13 protein-coding genes are annotated in these 16,883 nt (G+C 62.7%); 6 read left to right on the forward strand and 7 right to left on the reverse strand.

Annotated features, from left to right (window positions below; genetic code table 11):
• Positions 1-20 precede the first annotated feature (20 nt).
• The gene (locus tag RYH80_RS19550) at positions 21-1,172 is read left to right on the forward strand and encodes an acyl-CoA dehydrogenase family protein (protein ID WP_370905774.1); all 1,152 of its coding nucleotides are present in this window, start codon (positions 21-23) and stop codon (positions 1,170-1,172) included.
• Positions 1,173-1,239: 67 nt separating this feature from the next.
• The gene (locus RYH80_RS19555) at positions 1,240-1,647 is read left to right on the forward strand and encodes a hypothetical protein (protein ID WP_370905775.1); all 408 of its coding nucleotides are present in this window, start codon (positions 1,240-1,242) and stop codon (positions 1,645-1,647) included.
• Positions 1,648-1,776: 129 nt separating this feature from the next.
• Here the strand turns inward: RYH80_RS19555 and RYH80_RS19560 are convergent, their stop codons facing one another.
• Together RYH80_RS19560 and RYH80_RS19565 are read right to left on the reverse strand one after the other, a co-directional pair.
• A complete protein-coding gene (locus RYH80_RS19560; RefSeq protein ID WP_370905777.1) occupies positions 1,777-3,228 on the reverse strand; it encodes a hypothetical protein in 1,452 nt (483 codons plus the stop codon).
• 126 nt (positions 3,229-3,354) lie between these two features.
• Entirely contained in the window at positions 3,355-3,591 is a 237-nt protein-coding gene (locus RYH80_RS19565) for an antitoxin VapB family protein (protein WP_370905778.1), read from the reverse strand.
• A 628-nt stretch (positions 3,592-4,219) separates the two neighbouring features.
• Between RYH80_RS19565 and RYH80_RS19570 the strand changes: the two genes are divergently transcribed.
• Entirely contained in the window at positions 4,220-5,464 is a 1,245-nt protein-coding gene (locus RYH80_RS19570; RefSeq protein WP_370905780.1) for a Cdc6/Cdc18 family protein, read from the forward strand.
• Between the two features lie 678 nt (positions 5,465-6,142).
• Here the strand turns inward: RYH80_RS19570 and RYH80_RS19575 are convergent.
• The 5 genes from RYH80_RS19575 to RYH80_RS19595 form a co-directional block, all read right to left on the reverse strand.
• Positions 6,143-6,550 (reverse strand): hypothetical protein, encoded by a 408-nt coding sequence (locus tag RYH80_RS19575; RefSeq protein ID WP_370905782.1) that lies wholly within the window; start codon positions 6,548-6,550, stop codon positions 6,143-6,145.
• A 1-nt stretch (position 6,551) separates the two neighbouring features.
• Positions 6,552-6,857, reverse strand: coding sequence for an AbrB/MazE/SpoVT family DNA-binding domain-containing protein (locus RYH80_RS19580; protein ID WP_370905784.1), 306 nt, complete (start codon positions 6,855-6,857; stop codon positions 6,552-6,554).
• Positions 6,858-7,321: 464 nt separating this feature from the next.
• Positions 7,322-7,639, reverse strand: coding sequence for a DUF3006 family protein (locus RYH80_RS19585; protein ID WP_370905786.1), 318 nt, complete (start codon positions 7,637-7,639; stop codon positions 7,322-7,324).
• Positions 7,632-9,101: a lamin tail domain-containing protein gene (locus tag RYH80_RS19590; protein ID WP_370905787.1), complete on the reverse strand. Its 1,470-nt coding sequence runs from the start codon at positions 9,099-9,101 to the stop codon at positions 7,632-7,634. Before RYH80_RS19590 ends, RYH80_RS19585 begins: the two co-directional genes overlap by 8 nt.
• Before the next feature lie 1,169 nt (positions 9,102-10,270).
• Entirely contained in the window at positions 10,271-11,539 is a 1,269-nt protein-coding gene (locus RYH80_RS19595) for an orc1/cdc6 family replication initiation protein (protein WP_370905788.1), read from the reverse strand.
• A gap of 1,436 nt (positions 11,540-12,975) precedes the next feature.
• Here RYH80_RS19595 and RYH80_RS19600 point away from each other — a divergent pair.
• The 3 genes from RYH80_RS19600 to RYH80_RS19610 all read left to right on the forward strand — a co-directional run bounded on the left by RYH80_RS19600 (position 12,976) and on the right by RYH80_RS19610 (position 16,874).
• On the forward strand, positions 12,976-14,304 hold the full coding sequence (locus RYH80_RS19600) for an outer membrane protein assembly factor BamB family protein (RefSeq protein ID WP_370905789.1): 1,329 nt from the start codon (positions 12,976-12,978) through the stop codon (positions 14,302-14,304).
• Between the two features lie 267 nt (positions 14,305-14,571).
• Entirely contained in the window at positions 14,572-16,254 is a 1,683-nt protein-coding gene (locus RYH80_RS19605) for a hypothetical protein (protein WP_370905790.1), read from the forward strand.
• 182 nt (positions 16,255-16,436) lie between these two features.
• On the forward strand, positions 16,437-16,874 hold the full coding sequence (locus RYH80_RS19610) for a hypothetical protein (RefSeq protein ID WP_370905792.1): 438 nt from the start codon (positions 16,437-16,439) through the stop codon (positions 16,872-16,874).
• Positions 16,875-16,883: the final 9 nt, after the last annotated feature.

Below are 16,883 nucleotides of genomic sequence, written 5' to 3' on the forward strand. Positions count from 1 at the left end.
CACGGCCGTGATACGGCACGATGGATCTACTCTCACGGAGTCTGGTCCCGGAGGAAGCCCACGAGACGAAGCGTCGGGCGAGAGCGTTCGCCGACGAGACGATCCTCCCCGTGGCTGCCGAGTACGACACCAGCGGCGAGTACCCGTCCGATGTCGTCGGGGCCGCACAGGAAGCCGACCTAGCGGGCCAGTACGTCCCCGCCGCGTACGGCGGTGAGGACTGGTCCCTGGCCGAGCGGTTGGCGGTCGTCGAGGAGTTCTTCCGTGCTGACGGGGGGATCGGACTCGCGCTTCAGCTCGTCGACTTCGGTGCGAAAGTGGTGACGATGTACGGCACCGACGACCAGAAAGAGCGACTGCTCCCACCCGTCGCGGCTGGCGAGACGATCACCGGGTTGGCGGCGACGGAGCCACGTGGCGGGTCGGACCTCGCGCGGATGGAGACGACTGCGCGTCGCGAGGGCGACGAGTACGTTCTCGACGGCGAGAAGTACTGGACGAGCAACGGCGTCGTGGCCGACTGGATCGTCGTCTACGCCCGGACGGGTGAGGAGTCGGGCCACGACGGCTACTCGCTGTTCGTCGTACCGACCGACGATCCGGGGTACGACGCCGAGCCGATCACGGAGAAGATGGGACTGCGTGGCAGCCAGCAGGCTCGTGTCGAACTCGACGGAGTCCGTGTACCGGTCGCGAACCGCCTCGGCGAGGAGGGACAGGGGTTCTACAACTTGGCGCGGTTCTTCAACTACGGCCGGATCGCCGTCGCGGGCCACGGCATCGGACTCGCCGCCGCGGCGATCGAGGAGGCGTGGGCGTACGTCCACGACCGCGAGTTGTACGACGCGGCGGTCGCCGACAACCAGACCGTCCAACACAGACTCGTCGAGATGCGTGAACAGTTCGAGGCGGCGCGGGCGCTCACGTGGACGGCCTGTGAACACGTCGCCGCCGGAGAGAATCCGGCGTTCTGGGCGAGTCTCGCGAAGGCGAGAGCGACCCGGACGGCAGAGCGCGTCGCTCGCGAGGCGACACAGCTCCACGGTGGCGAGGGACTCCGCACCGAGACCCGCGTGAACCGCGTGTTCCGGGACGCGAAGTACCCCAGCGTCTACGAAGGCCCGAACGCCGTCCAGCGTGACATCGCGTACGGCCACTGGCCGGACGCGTAGGCGCTCGTCACCGCGAACCCACTCACGGGACCGACAGCGTGAATCGGGTCGCGAGTGATCGACGTGTATGGGCGTCCCGCTCCCCGTCGAACCGACGGTGTACGTCGAGCGCGTCTCGAACCACGTGAGTTGCGCGTGGACGGCCGACAGTATGGAGCAGTTTGTCGACGCCGTCGTCGCGGAGACCGAAGTCGCGGACCCCTTCTTCCTCGTCGCCGCGAAGAGTACAGCCGGCCGTCATCGGCGTCGACGTTCGGAACTCGACGGCGTCGAGGGTGTGACCTACCTCAGGTGTGAGTCGTCCGACCCGTGGCGAGCCGCGTGCGAGCGCCGAACGGCACCGGTGATCACACTCGACAGTTTCGACTCGCCTGCTCGGTGCCGTCGGTTGCACTGTGCGACGACGGCTCGATCGGAGTGGCCCGACGAGGCCGTCGCACGTCTCGGAGATCTACTCGACTATACGGAGCCGTGACGGGGTTTTGAGCATGGGGAGTCGCTGGTCGTCTGGTTGGAAAGCCATCACAACGTGCGACTCGGATCGAATCGGCCGATATTCGAGACCGACGTGTCGGACTCGACCGACTGGTCTGAGACACTGCCACTAACGGCCGAGAACCGGAACGGCTCGGACGAGCGTCCGTACGATTCGCACGAACAGGTACACGCCGACCCACGGGACGACGACGATCACGACCGCGACGAGCCCCCCGGTCACCGCTGCTTCCCCGAGTGCCTGCATCGTTCCGGCTACGGTCGTTCGACTCGTCAAGTGGTACGTGACGAGACTCGCGGTAATGTCCTGTGACCCAGCGAGCCCGGCGAGCCCAACTGGAATCGAACGTTCGGGTGCCGAGAGACCAACCTCAGGGCCACCGGTCGCTTTCGCAGTTCGCCGACGCCACCGAGGGAGAAACGCCAGTGCCAGCGCCACGACCCCACCACCGACAGTAAGCCACAGCATCGGCGTCGTCCACGCACTCACTACTTCTGAAGGTCGCTCGAATCCCGCTCGGCTCACCCCAGCAGCCAGTCCCGAGAGGATACCTGCTGGGAGCATAATGCCGTAGGGGACGTGGACGACACCACCAGTGAGCAGGTGGCGATACGCTCGTTCGACGTACCTGACGGCGTAGATGACTGGCACGAGTACCGTGCCGCCGTACAACACCCAGACGAACGGGCCGTGCTGCTGGAACTGTGAGACCACATCTTGTGCGCCAGCCAGTGAGAGGCTGTAGAGGATGACGACGGTGTAGACGAAGACCGCTGCGCCACCGACACCGTCCCAGACGGAACGGACGGCGAGCACCAGTGGTTCGGCGATGTCGGTCAGCTGATCTCCAGACTGTATCCACGGAACCTCAAGGCCGACAGTACGCGTCGTCACCCCCGCCACGGGAACCACGAGTCCGACACCGACTGCGAGCAGTTCCGGAATCGGATACAGAAGCGACACCGTCGCCAAGACGACGCCGACCCCGACAACCAGCAACGTCGCCGTCGCGAGCGGCCCCATCGGTGCGTCAAGGTCGGCGACCGATGGCCACGCTCCACCGTCGCCCACGTCGGACCACCCGCCAGAGGCGGCCCCCGTCGACGGCCCGCTCACACGGGGTGCAGAGCCGACCCGCTCCCAAGGGAGGTACAGGATGCCGATCAGGCCGACGATGATGCCGACCAACAACTGCACAGCTGACCGAACAGATGGTGTCACCGGCACCCACGTCGACTCACCGACGACGAGAACCAGAATCGCCTCTCTCGTGTACAGTGTTACAGCCAACACGCTCACGCCGACAACAGTCCGCAGAACGATGTTGTGTCGCGAGGTGAAGAACTCGCGCGGGAACAGTCGGGGCGTGAGATACAGCACCGGAACGACCAGCATGACCAGACCAGTCGCGATGCCGAGCTCCGACGAGGTGATCGTCTCCTCGGTGATCAGTTTGAGTGCGGCCGGGAGGACGATTCCGTCCCCGACACCGAGGGCTTCGGGAACGAGTCGCAGCGCGATGTCGACGAGTCCCAATCCACCGACACCGGCGGTGATCACTCGACCGTCGTCTCCACGCACTATCGGTGTCTCGGACGACGAGAAGTTATACTAATCGGCCAATGCGGGTCCACGCGACAGTAGTCTGTTCATCGGAGTGACGAGAGCCGCGGTGTCGAGAGCACGCTATGCGTTCTCCAACTGGTCGGCCGTCGCCTCGAGGTCCCCACTCCGTCGCTCGCGACGCTCGGCGACGGCGTCACGAACCGCGTCCGCCTCCTCGTCGTCGAGAATCCCGGCGAGGTCGAGGAGCGACCGCTCGCCAGCCAGTCGGAGGACGATGTCCGAGAACGTCTCGTCGTCCGCCTTGTGGGCAGCGAGGCGGTCGTAGGCCTTCTCCGAGAGGTAGATGCGCTTCGACACGTGTATACGGTTGTGTGCATCCGCCTAATTGGTTTTCGACCGGAGGCCCTCGACCGCTCAGTGTCAACGAACTGTCTACCACGTCGATTACTCGTGGGCTCTTCGACTCGGAAAGTCATCTTCAGGGACGCGAAGGTCGGCGAGGACATCGAGCGTGCACACCATCTACCGAGCGTTGCCGTACGCCACACGGGTAGTCCGTGCGTCGCGACCGTCGTATCGAGCCAGCCGAACGCAACTGGAGACGCTACGCGGCCGCGTCCGTTACGGCCGGCGGCGCGGGTTCCGTGCCGACGAGCCAGGGCGACGTTCCAGACCTGACCGGTAGTCGAGCGCAGACACACACACCAGATTTCCGGAGTTCCGACCACACCTGCGGGTGGGGGGCACAGACGGAATGGCTACGTATCTTCAAATAACAGTCTCTGTCCTGTTAATCGCTCGTAGATGTACGACGTGCGGTTGCTATATGCTAGCGATGGCTTATAGCTTGCTGTGGTCAACTCTCGGTCTCCCACCCCGTCCGAAATGGACTCCGGAAATCTGGTGTGTGTGTGCGGGGACTCCGGAAACTCCGGAAACGCCGGTCCGGGTGGTTTTATATACTCCCCGTCACATCCGTGAGGTGATGAGCGACCGTGTATTCTCTCGCGGTAGCACGCCGTTCTCCAATCGCGACGCTCTCTCGGATCACTACACGCCGAGAGAGCTGGTCGGGCGAGACGAGGAACTCGCCCAGTACAAGGAGTACCTCGAACCGGCCGTGTGGGGCGAAGACCCGAACAACATCTTCCTCTACGGGAAGACGGGTGTCGGGAAGACGGCCGCGACGAAGTACCTCGTCTCGGCGCTGGAGGAGGACGTGGCCGAGTACGACGACACACACGTCGAGTCGATCCACGTGAACTGTGACGGACTCTCGACGTCGTACCGTGTCGCGGTCGCGATCGTGAACGCGATTCGCGACCCGCACGACCGGATCAGTGAGAGTGGGTACAGCACCAGCGAGGTGTACGACATGATGTGGCGGGAACTCGACCAGATCGCCGAGGGGACTCCACCCACCCAGACGCCGATCGTCCTGCTCGTTCTCGACGAGGTCGACCACACGGAGGTGGGCGAAGACTCGATCCTGTACCAGCTCTCTCGGGCCGAGGAGAACGAGAACCTCCACCAGACGCGGATCGGCGTCATCGGAATCTCGAACGACCTCACGTTCAGCGACCAGCTGAGCCCGAAGGTCAACAGTTCGCTGTGTCAGAAGAAGATCTTCTTCGAGACGTACGACGCCGACGAACTCCGGGCCGTCCTCCAGCAGCGAGCCGAGGTGGCGTTCAAAGACGGGGCCCTCGAACAGGGAGTCATTCCGCTGTGTGCCGCCTACGGCCGGAAGCAGAGCGGTGACGCTCGCGAGGCGCTCGACCTCCTCCGTGCGGCTGGCGACATCGCCCGGAACGACGACCGCGAGACGGTGACCGAAGCGGATGTCGAGACGGGCCAGTCGCGTGTCGAACGAGAGAACATCATCGAGGGGATCCGGTCGCTCCACGAGCACAGTCGCTACACGCTGTACGCACTCGCGACGCTGGCCGCCGAAGAGGAGACACCGGTCAGAACGCGGCCGATCCACGAGCGGTACGAGGTGATTTGTGATCTCGCGGCCGTCGACGGGCTCACACTCCGGCGTGTCCGTGACTTCCTCCGGGAGTTGGAGATGCTCGGTGCCGTACACATCGACGAGCAGAACCAAGGCCAGGTCGGTGGCCAGTACATCCAGGTCGAACTCGCACACCCAGTCGACGTGATGGTGACCGCGCTCGACGATACCATCGAAGCGCTCGGCACCCACGAGTCCGTCACTGGCTACGTTTGACTCGCATCCAGCAATTACCGTGATACCAGACCCTCTACCGGCCTTCAACTCCGGAAATGTGGTGTGTCTGTCAGACGTTACTGGAGGGTCTCTGTGGTGTCCTGTACTGGCACCCTCGACCTCCCGATGAGGCGGAGTGGGCAGGATTTCGTTCGACGTGCTCGTTGAGTGTGTCCAGTGGGTGGTGGAGTGACTTCGGTGTGGGGTGAGGAAACTCCGGAAATGTGGTGTGGGGTGGTGTTCCTGGTGCGGCGTGGTCCGCGTCGGACTCCGGAAATCCGGTGTGGGGTGGTCGAGTCGCGCGGGTCCAACACTGGTGTTCGGTCCTCCATCTCAATTCGACTCCGGAAACGTGGTGTAGGGTAGTAGAGTGCTCTCGACTGAGACCCAGGAAGACTCCGGAAATCCAGTGTGGGTGGGTAGGAGAGGGATGGAACCACATTCTAGTCTCTCGGTCCGACACGACTCCGGAAATATGGTGTGGGGTGGTGCACCCGAGAGACGGTTCTCTGAGACGAGGACCGAACTGGAGTAGTTGGTAACAGGAATCGAGACGCCAGGGTTCGGACCGTCATCACGAGACGATCGGGGTCCAGCCATATCCAGAGGTCCGCAGTGGAGTCGAGGTTCTGTTCCGTCCTGCCGTCAGGGATTCCAGTCCGTTGAGGTGGCGCGACATCACCCCCAGACAGTTGCGTCACCGTCGTACGTCCGGATCTGTTCGTCGTTCGTGAGAATCCCGTCTGTCTGACGGCTCTTGTGAGCGGCGACGAGAATCGCGTCGTGCATCGTGTAGACGTCGTAGAGGTTGTCGAGACGGAAGAACACGCTTCTGTCGAGGTTCGCTACCTCGACTGGTCCATCGAGCAACGTTCGTACGGCTTCTCGACCCGATCCAGCAGGGTCGACCCCTGCCTCCGCTTGCCCGCTCTCGATCGTGTCGACGACCTCTGCGATCTGTGTCGGAGGTGCTTCGATCAGGTCGATGCCCTCGTTCGCCCGATCGAAGATGTCCGCGACGCGCTCGGGGTCTCGCCCGACGAGATGCCGCAACATCGCAACCGCGTCGGCCATGTACGTAGCCATCTCACTGCTCCTCCGACGGTGTCGCGTCGCCGTTCCACTCTGTCCGGCGTTTCTCTCTGACGTAGTCCTCCATCTGCTGGGCCCACTCCTCGGCCTCTTCGTCGGTCATGTCCTCCGGTCGAAGCGCGCCGCGGGAGGACTCTGGAATCTGCTTGTTGATGGTGATCTCACCGCCGTCGTCGGTCCACTCCACCCGATCGCCAGGTTCGATTCCAAGTCTGTCGCGGATCTCTTTCGGAATCGTCGTCTGCCCCTTCTGCGATACACGTGTCGTCACAGGCTCCTCCAGTTGCTCTGAATCGCTCATATCACAGTTTTACTGGCAGTTGTGCATTAGCGTGGGGGATGTTCGAACAAGCCGGGTCCGTGCAAGCGCGAACCGACGGGATCACTCGTCAGACATCTCTCTGGCAGCATTACTAGAAGCCGTGTGAACCACCGATCCCGTCGTCCGGTCTCCGGTGTGCTCGACACTGATAGCGTTGCGATGAATCACCTCGAGCTGACCCCAGTGAGAACGACTCGTCGGGGTTTCACATCCACCACGATCAATGGGATGTCTTCTGAGTCTTCTCCGAGACGATCGTGTTCACCGTTGGCAGAGACCGTGAGAGGGTGCGTATTGCTGCGGGTGAGATGGTACACTTCGCTCCGGGAGAGTTCCGGACCGGGCACGTTCTCGTGACAGCCGACGGCGATATCGTCGCGCTGGTGATCGATGCGGTGGGAACGGGACAACGACTTGTACAGTCGCCGTGACCGTCAGGTCGCCTACCCGTCGTCCTCGTCCAGACGACGAGAGAGTCGGTCGAACCGGTCCTGCATTGCCTCGGTGCGCTCCGTGGTCGTCGTCTCGTCGTACGCGATCTCTACCTGTCCAGTCCCGTCGACGGCTAGTGTCACGACCGCGTCCTGGTGGCGCGCCGCCGTCGGGAGCGTCTCGCGGGCGACGGTCCACTGGCGGAGGTCGTCGCCGCCAGTCGACTGTCGTCGCTCCTCGCCGACGGTCACCTCGAGGACTGCCGTGTCGCCCTCGAAACGGTCGACGACCGCCGAGTGTGTCCCCTCTGGGAGCGTATCGTCACCCATCGTACGCCTCCTCGATCACGACCTCGCCATCTGGCGTGCGGACGATCACGGTGTCGCCGGCGTTGTTCCAGATCGGCGAATCGGCACCCCAGTAGAGGTCACTCGCCGTGTCTGTGCCGGACCCCGTGTGGAGCGTGAGTTCTTCGCCGGGGGCGAGTGTCGTCCCGTCGGGGACCGTGTACACGTGGTCGGCGGCGTCCGCCACTGTCCACCCGGAGAGGTCCAGCTCCGCGTCACCCGTATTCTCGAAGACGACGTACTCGTCGTTCAGATTCTCGCCGTCCGAGCCCGCCGCGTCCGCGTTGACATCGACGAGTGCGAGCGCGTCCCGGTCGGCTCCCCCGTCGGTCACGGCCTCGTTCTGACTGGCTGTGGCCGTCTGTGCGGGCGTGCTGGTCTGCCCGCGAGTAGCCGTCTGCGCTGGCACGCCGGCACTGCCAGCGACGGTAGCGCGGGGTTCGACGGCACCGGACGTTCCCGGTTTAACCTCGTCCGCGTCGCGGAGCGAGAGGGGGTCCGACGGCGCGGCGGCCTGGGTCTGCACCGTCACCGTCGACCCGTCGCTCTCGAGGACGATCGTGCCGTGGGTGGCGGTCCAGTACGTGGGGATCGAGCGGTCGGCGAGCCGCCGCAACACCGCCTCGTGCGGGTGGCCGTACTGTGAGTCGTAGGCGCTGGAGACGATCGCGACGGCTGGGTCGACTGCGTCGAGCAGTTCCGGACGGGAACTGCTGTCGCTCCCGTGGTGCCCGGTCTTGAACACGGTGGCCGCCAGCGAGTCACCGTAGGTGTCGACGAGGTACGACTCCTGCTTCTCCTCGGCGTCGCCGGTGTGGAGGAGACTCGTCCGTCCGAAGCCGAGGTGGAGGACGATCCCGTTCTCGTTGCGCGTGTCGGCGTCGAGGTACGGCTCTGGCGGGCCGAGGACGCGCGTGTCGACGCCCTCGAACGGGAGCTGGTCACCCTCGCGGAGTTCGTACAGCGGCACGTCGTGTTCCTCGACGGCGTCGAGGTACCGCTCGTACGTCTGCGTGTTGGCGGCGATGCCGGGGTCGTAGATCGCCCCGATCCCGTCGGCCTCCGTCTCCATGTACTCGATTAGGGGTGCGTTCCCGCCGATGTGGTCGGCGTCGTTGTGCGTGACGACCAGGTGGTCGATCCGGTCGACGTCGTGTGCTCTGAGGTACTGGAGGACGTACTTCCCGTCGGTGCGGAAGTCGCCCGTGTCGATCAGCATCGTCTCGCCCGTCGGCCCGACGATCAGGGTACTCGCCGACTGGCCGACGTTGATGAAGTGCATCTCAACCGAGCCGTCGGGGGCGGCGGCAGTCGTCGTCGACGGCGGGGTCGTCTGCTCGGGCGTCGGGGTCCCTGCGACTCCGCCGTCGGTCACGCCCCCCGAACACCCCGCGAGGATCACGATCGCCACGAGTGGGAGGACGGACTGCCAACTGTCGCGCATTCTCTACGTTCACGGGGGCCGGTGGTAAATACCTACACGGCGGTGTCTAGGAGAGCCGTTCAGGTTCAACGTCGTGGAGCTAGTACGAAGGTGTGGAGAGTCGGAGAGTGTCGGGAACTCCCACCCCACTGTTTCAAGTGTTCTCGCTGGAGGGGGATGGGTGGGGTTCGTCGCCGGTGGATCAACCGACTGTGATGCTACCTCAACCGCTAACTGGGACTGCAGTACGGGACACTTCTAGACGCGTCTATTTAGTCTTTTCTTGTCAAATGTGCTTCTCTAGTTGGTGGTTGCCCCCCTCCCTCCGTCTGTCTGCCCAGAACACATGAAACAGTGGGGTGGGGGTTCGGATGGACTCGAGAGGTGGAGCACTCCGACACTTCCACCACCGTCGGTGAAGAGTGTTGCCTCATGCAGCCCCCAAGAATCGCCGTCTCTCGAGGTCTAACAACGTATCTGTCGAAGATTCCGCACTGCAGTCAGGAACCTGAGTTTCTCGGGGACTGGGAGTCTCCCTGTCAGAACACATGAAACGGTGGGGTGTGGGTCGACACGTGGATTAGACGAGCAGCGAGCTCGTCGGGAAGAACAGATGAAACAGTGGGATGGGAGTTGTCGAAGTTTGAATCGGGTGAGGGACGACCTCCTCCACCAGAACACATGAAACGGTGGGGTGTGATCACTCGACCGTCCCGAAGAACAGTCCACGGCTGGCCTACTCCGCAGCGACCCATGCCAGTCAAGAACAGCGGACACGGTGGAGTGGGTTCCCGAGAGACCGACCCGCCTGTGGTCGCCGTCGCCCAGAACAGCGGACACGGTGGGGTGGGTCCGTACGGGGAAGAGCGACCAGTGCTGCGGTTCTCCAGTCGGGAGAAGTCGAATGATCGGTAGAACAGCGGACACCGTGGTGTACCGGAGGCCGTGAGGACTCTGTTCGGTCGAGAACTGCGGACACGGTGGTGTGGGATCTTCGCCGAACGCCTCGTCTCTCGGCCGACGACTCGTCCGCTCGATGGACTCCCCAGAGTGGCGAAGAACAGCGGACACGGTGGGGTGGGTTCGGAGTCGTCGACTGCTCGTTCCGAGTCTGGTTCGTTCCGAGTTCGTTCGACTCGGTGGCAACGCTTCACCCACCACCCGACCGTCTCATCCGCTCACTCACCCGATCACTCACTCGTCCCGAAGTCGCTGACGGAGGCGTCGACCATGTCGGGCTCCGTGTCTTCGATCAGGAGGTCTTGGACGGACGAGTGGACGCCGACATCCTCGACAGTTCCTTCCATGGCCTCGACGACGAGGTTCTCGTCCATGTCGAGTTCGTACTCGCGGAAGGTCCCACCGCGACGCCCCTCGTTGCGTTCGGTGACGGCGACGATCCCGAGCATCGTGAGTTCGGAGAGGTGATCGCGCATCCGTCGCGGGACGAGTGGATCGCGTCCGGCCAACTCGGCGAAGCGAGTGTACCGCGGGCGGACATCACGGGACCTGATCGGCGTCTCACCCTCAAGTTCGAGCGTCAGGAGTGCGTACAACACGAGGTGACCGTGCTGTGTCAACCCGGTGATCCCCTCCTTGATCCGGCCACGTTCGAGTTCGCGGCGGCCTCGTTCGACGTGGTCCTCCTGGACGACCTCGGTCGAGGCGTCGCGGGCGAGGTCGCCGGCCTTCATCAGGAGGTCGAGTGACTGCCGAGCGTCACCGGCGTCTTTCGCTCCGTAGGCAGCACACAGCGGGATCACGCCGTTGTCGAGGACACCTTCGTGGAACGCGACTTCCGCGCGCTGAGAGAGGATCGACTCGAGATCCGTGGCGTCGTACGCGGGGAAGTGGATCTCCTGTTCGCACAGCGACGAGCGGACCTTCGGGGAGAGGTCCTCGCGGAACGAAAAGTCGTTGGAGATCCCGATAATCCCGATTTTCGCTTCCGAGAGGTTGCCGTTCGCCCGCGCTCGTGGGAGCTGGTAGAGGACGGAGTCGTCTTCGACGTGATCGACCTCGTCGAGAACGACCAGAATGGTCCCGCCGCAGGCGTCGAGTTCCTCCCACAACATCTCGTAGACGGAGCCTCGTGGGTAGCCCGTCGTCGAGATCTGGTTGTTCTCGTCGCGGAACTCGTTGACGAGTCGAGTGGCGACCTGGTAGGAGGTGGTGAGACCGTCGCAATTGAGGACCGTGAGTGAGAGGTCAAGATCCTCGTACTCCGCTGCGTCGTCCTCTAGGTGGTCGAGTAAGTACCGCGTGGCCGCGGTCTTCCCAACCCCGGTCTTCCCGTAGAGGAAGATGTTGTTCGGCTGCTCGCCGTTGATCACGGGTTGGAGGGCGGCACGGTACGTGTCGATCTCCGCCTCGCGGCCGACGAGCGTCTCGGGCTGGTAGTCCTCGCGAAGAGCGTCGCGGTCCCGGTAGATCTCGGTGTCCCGCTCGAACATCCCCATCTCACACCGGGGGTCGGACGGCTACCTGATAAAACCACCGCGTCCGGAGTGTCCGCTGTTCTCGTTCTTTATATGTATTGGTGGGAACACACCCACCCCACTGTGTCCGCTGTTCTCTACAGAACGTACGGGGCGGGGGAGGGACCTGTGAGACGGCTTTGTGAATATAGGTACTTTTATGATGTGTGCGTGAGTATCGTTCACTAAGCACGCAGCGTAGAGGTTTATTCTGGAATAAGATGTGTTTAGAAAAGCGCTGAGGGAGACAGAGGCCTACCGGTCCGAAAGAACAGCGGACACAGTGGGGTGGGTGTGTCGGTGAAGTCGCTCCGTCCGTTGGTTCGTCTAAATCTGCGGTCGAGAGGTGCTACTCGACGGCTTCGTGGTAGAGCATCGTCCGTTCGAACCATCCGACACCACCGTGTCCGCTGTTCTCGCTCTGACCCGGCCCAGAACAGCGGACACAGTGGGGTGTGTCGAACTACCTCCGAACTCTCTCGAAGGAGCCAGCGCCGATCCTTCGTGCAACGAGACCGACCGGGCGTGTCCGGATTGACGTGACCCCGGTGAGTGCCACTTTGGTGATGCCCGTCAACCCCGAACTGTCGACCGTCGCTTCGGTGGACGGGACCGATGACTGTCCAACCGGCGATGCGAGAAGTGCATCTCCGATGGGCGGTACTCCAGCGATGCATACCGACCGAGAACAGCGGACACGGTGGGGTGGGTTCGGGGAACGACTCAAGTCCTTCGACGAACCGATTGACCGAGTCACCGTGCTTCCAACCGTCGTGGAGTAACACCGCCACCTGCGCGAAGTCGGCCTCCGACTCTCCAAATCGACCCTGGTCGACGTAGGAGTCCACCACGCCTCCGAAGGCTGTCACGGCTACCAAGGTGTGAATCCACAGCTCGTGCTCGCCGCGAGCGAACTTGTTGTGCTCCCCTGACGAAGCAGTCACCACCGTGCGAGTGTTCCTGCAATCCGTTACCGGCCTCAGACACACCACCCTGCAAGTGCTCTCGTGTTCTGAGGAGATAGGGACCTGTCAGAATTGGTTACTCATGTCTGTGTTAGTAGGATTAGAAAATTTAGCTGAAATAATCAAACATAACTTATGTAAGCAAAATAAAATAATTTCATCCTAATCACCCGGCAGCTTCCATATCCACCGATCAGACAACTCACAGGGCAGTGAGCGACCTCGCTGGATTTAACAGGTTTCCTACAATCGTGTCCCGTTGTGACGGATACTGAACAAAACTGCACCGAGAGTCGACGGCAGTGGCTCCAGACACTCGGTGTCATTGGGGTCACAGGGGTAGCTGGCGTCGGTCTCGGAGCGACTGATGCGTCAGCAGAACAGCGTGGGTCACCAACAGGGAAGACAACCAACAGAGATGAGCCGAGCGTCGCACCTACTGGTGGCGCTTCGATGCTCAGGTACGACGCGGCGAACACGGGCCATGTCCCTGGCGGCTCTGTGCCTACTGAGGGTGTCGAAGCACAGTGGACGTTCGACACCGAGAGCAAGGTAACTACACAACCCATCATCGTCGATGGAACAGTCTTCGTCGGCACCACCGGTGGGACGCTGTACGCACTGGACGCACAGACGGGTGCCGAGCAGTGGTCTCGAAACCACGATGAGTCACTAGACTCTGGGCCCGTTGTCTCCGGTGGACTCGTCTACGTCCCGGCCGGCAGTAGACTCCTCGCGTACTCTGCGGCGACGGGTGACGGTCAGTTCGCGGTCGATGTCGGTGGCCAAGTCGGAACGCCGACAGTGTCCGACGGAACTCTGTACACCCGCAGCGGTGGCAAACTGTACGCGATCGACGCAACGGGTGGTGAGGTACAGTGGAGCGGCGGTTCGTTTGAAAACAATCTTAGCGCAGCACGAAACGACGAACTCGCCGTGACCGTCTCTGACGGGAGCGTGTACGTGATGTATCCCAATGACGACTACGGCGGTGATGTCTACCTGTCGTCGTTCACTGCGGACCCGACAGCTGAGTCACCGGAGCGGGAGTGGCAAACCGAATTAGAATACGCCGATGATGATATAAACTTCGACACGACCGTGACAGCGGTGGATGGGAGCCTCTACGCCGGCTTGTGGGCCGGTGGCGAAACACAGGGTGTCGTCGCACTCAACGCTGCGAGTGGATCAGTGGAGTGGCGATACACGGACATCAGCAACGTCCGCACGTACCCGACAGCGACAGCTGACACCGTGTACGCGGCTGCGACCGGCGAATTGGTTGGGATCGATCCAGCACTGGGAACGGCGAAGTGGTCGACCGATCTCTCCGGGAACCCAACCTCACCGATTCTCGTCGGGGACACACTGATCTTCGGATCGTCTGATAATAATGTGTACGCGTACGACACGGAGGGAGAGCAACGATGGTCGTTCGCGACGGGGAACAACGTCGTCGCACCACCTGTGGCGGTCGACGGCACTGTGTACACTGCGAGTACGGACGGACTTGTATACGCACTCCAAGGGGCCGATACGACACCGGACGCGCCAGACGTGACCGGTGACGGGAACGTCGCCACAGATCCCGACGGTGACGGTCTCTTTGAGGACGTGAACGGAGACGGTGAGTTCTCCGTGGTCGACGTGCAGGCGTTGTTCGCGAACCTCGACTCGGCGGCCGTACAGGATAACCCCGAGTTGTTCGACTTCAACGGAGACGGTCAGGTGGACGTGACAGACGTGCAAGCACTGTTCGCGTCACTCCAAGAGGAGGGGTGATTGACGGTGTCGATTACATCACATACGGGACAGCGTTTGCTTGTCGCCGTCGTGGTCGGTCTCGTCGTCGCTTCGACTGCTGGAGTTCCGCTGGTCTCCGCGACACAGGGACCGAGTCATACGATCGTGTCAGATGATTCTGCAGCAGCGAGCACGGCAGCCGGCTCGACGAATGTCGAGCTTACGCCTGCTAACATTGAGCTGACCGACGGAGAGACACAGACACTCGAGATTGTTGTCGACGACGCAGATGGTGGAGTCGGTGCCGTGACGACAACGGTGTCGACCGACAGTGACGCGGTCGAGATTGAGTCGGCGACGCTCCTTGGCGATCCAGGGACCTCGGACGTGACAGTCGCCGACGACGGGTCAAGTGCAACGCTCCGTGGTGCGCTGATGAACACTTCTGACGACGGATCGGTGACGGTTGCCGAGGTGACGATCAGTGCGAGTGAGCCTGGTAACGCGACGCTTGACCTATCGGTGTCGGCGTTGGGTGACGAGGATGGAGACCCCTACGATGTCGCCGCGACGCTCGGGTCGTCGGTCACGGTGTTGGACGCGACAGACACCGTCTCGTTGTCTGTCACGGCGAACCGATCGGCAGTAACGGTCGGTGATACGGTCGGCTTCACTGTCACACGGGAGGATACCGATGTCCGAGTTGCCGCGACAGTGACGGTCGGTGACCAGACGTTCGAGACGGGGATTGACGGCGTCGCCGAGGTCGAGATTCGAGAGGCCACGACCGACGCAGGTGCAGTGACAGCCGTCGCGAGCAAGGCCGACACGGACGACACCCAGTTCGCAGAGGACTCGGTCACGATCCCAGTTGAGGAGTCGGATGAGTCGTCAGACGGTGGTGAGACCACAGTCAGACTGAGTCCGACGAGCGGCGAGACGGCCGTCGGCGCGGAGACGACGTTCTCGGTCGTCGTGGACCGCACTACGAACGGTGTCGGTGCGATCGATGCGACGGTCTCTGTCGACAGTGAGGCGCAGATCGACGGGGTCGAGGTAGCGGGTGACCCTGGCACGTCGAACGTCACCGTATCCGACGACGGTGAACGTGCGTCCATCGAGGCTGCACTGATGGACACGGCCGACGACGGCGAAGTGACGGTCGCGAATGTCACTGTCACTGGAGTCGAACCAGGTGATGCCACAGTCGATGTCGCAGTCGCCGCGCTGGGTGACGAAGCTGGGAACAGCTACACCGTCACTGCGACGCCCGCCGCCAGACTCGCGGTCGTCGAAGGCGGATCTGACAACGGTGAAGACGAGTCCGACGGCAGCGAAGATGGAACTGATGGGGACGACACGGACTCGGGTGACGACGAGACCAATAGTGTCGTTGATGCGGGACCTACAACGACTGTCGTGGTGACTGTCGACGCACTCCCGGATGGGTTCGAGAAGGCGAGTGTCGTTGTCGAGACGAGTCGTCCCACAACGGTCCAGACTGTAAGTCCTGCACTGGTCTCTGATGGACAAACCCGCATCGTCGAACAGGCGAACGAGTCGCGGACAACCCGTCTCCAGTTCGTCGACTTGGCCGGGGCCGTTGAGGAAACGAGTAGTTCCGAAACACTCGTCACACTCACGTACACCGGCGCGCTCGACGAGGAGAACGTGAGCCTCCGTGTACCCTCGTTCCAAGACGATGACGGGGAGACACTCTCACCAGATCTGATGACACTCTCCGTGTCGACAGGTGGTGTGTTCCCGGCACCGTTGCCGACCGTCGGCAGTGGTGCTCCGCCACGCGACCTCGATGGGGATGGATTGTACGAAGATGTCGACGGTGACGGCGGCACAGACTTCGACGACGCCATCGCGCTGGCGTTCGTCTCGCCGGACACACTGAACGCCGAACAGGTAACGGCCCTCGACTTCGACGGCGACGGGGACCTCGACATCGACGACGCCATCGCACTCGCATTCGAATGAGCCACGATCACCACACACCTCGATCAACAGACGGTGCACAGCCTGTCGAGACGAACGAGAGGCGAACTGAGCAGACGCCGACGGACGGTTCCGACTCGACTACTGCGGCAGGTCACTCCGGTGAGACCACCGCAGTAACGCGGCGGGCGACGCTCGCGGCAGGTGTCGGAGCGATACTCGGTGTGAGTGGCTGTCTCGGGTTCGGTCCCGACGGTGGTGACGGAACGCCTGCCGCCGACAGTGCCACGGCGACACCGACGGACTCGACGAGTCCCGCAGTCGAAGTACAACTCGAGAGCGCACCAGACGGGGTACAGAAGTTCGCGTTCAGCGTCAGTCACGACAGTGTGGAACTCACGAGTGTCGACGCCGGAGCGATCGACGGTGAGGAGTTCCAGATCGTCGAAGGCGGCTCGGGCTCACAGCGGGTCCGCGTTCGCGGTGCGGACCTGTCACAGTCGGTGCAAGGGCGCTCGGAGCCGGTGTCGTTGTTCACACTGACGTTCGCCGAAGCGGTGGATCCGTCGAACCTCTCGATCTCTGCGGACGTGTTGGTCGCAGACAACGGGAATTCGCTAACGGATCGGTGGACGGTCCAGTCGACGACACCCCCAGGGTGAGGCAACTCC

The sequence above is a fragment of the Halobaculum sp. MBLA0147 genome (assembly GCF_041361345.1).
Taxonomy (GTDB): Archaea; Halobacteriota; Halobacteria; order Halobacteriales; family Haloferacaceae; genus JAHENP01.

Coding starts and splice junctions, on each gene's coding strand:
- RYH80_RS19550 (WP_370905774.1), top strand. CDS start 21: ATGGATCTACTCTCACGGAGTCTGGTCCCGGAGGAAGCCCACGAGACG.
- RYH80_RS19555 (WP_370905775.1), top strand. CDS start 1,240: ATGGGCGTCCCGCTCCCCGTCGAACCGACGGTGTACGTCGAGCGCGTC.
- RYH80_RS19570 (WP_370905780.1), top strand. CDS start 4,220: ATGAGCGACCGTGTATTCTCTCGCGGTAGCACGCCGTTCTCCAATCGC.
- RYH80_RS19575 (WP_370905782.1), bottom strand. CDS start 6,550: ATGGCTACGTACATGGCCGACGCGGTTGCGATGTTGCGGCATCTCGTC.
- RYH80_RS19580 (WP_370905784.1), bottom strand. CDS start 6,857: ATGAGCGATTCAGAGCAACTGGAGGAGCCTGTGACGACACGTGTATCG.
- RYH80_RS19585 (WP_370905786.1), bottom strand. CDS start 7,639: ATGGGTGACGATACGCTCCCAGAGGGGACACACTCGGCGGTCGTCGAC.
- RYH80_RS19590 (WP_370905787.1), bottom strand. CDS start 9,101: ATGCGCGACAGTTGGCAGTCCGTCCTCCCACTCGTGGCGATCGTGATC.
- RYH80_RS19595 (WP_370905788.1), bottom strand. CDS start 11,539: ATGGGGATGTTCGAGCGGGACACCGAGATCTACCGGGACCGCGACGCT.
- RYH80_RS19600 (WP_370905789.1), top strand. CDS start 12,976: ATGCTCAGGTACGACGCGGCGAACACGGGCCATGTCCCTGGCGGCTCT.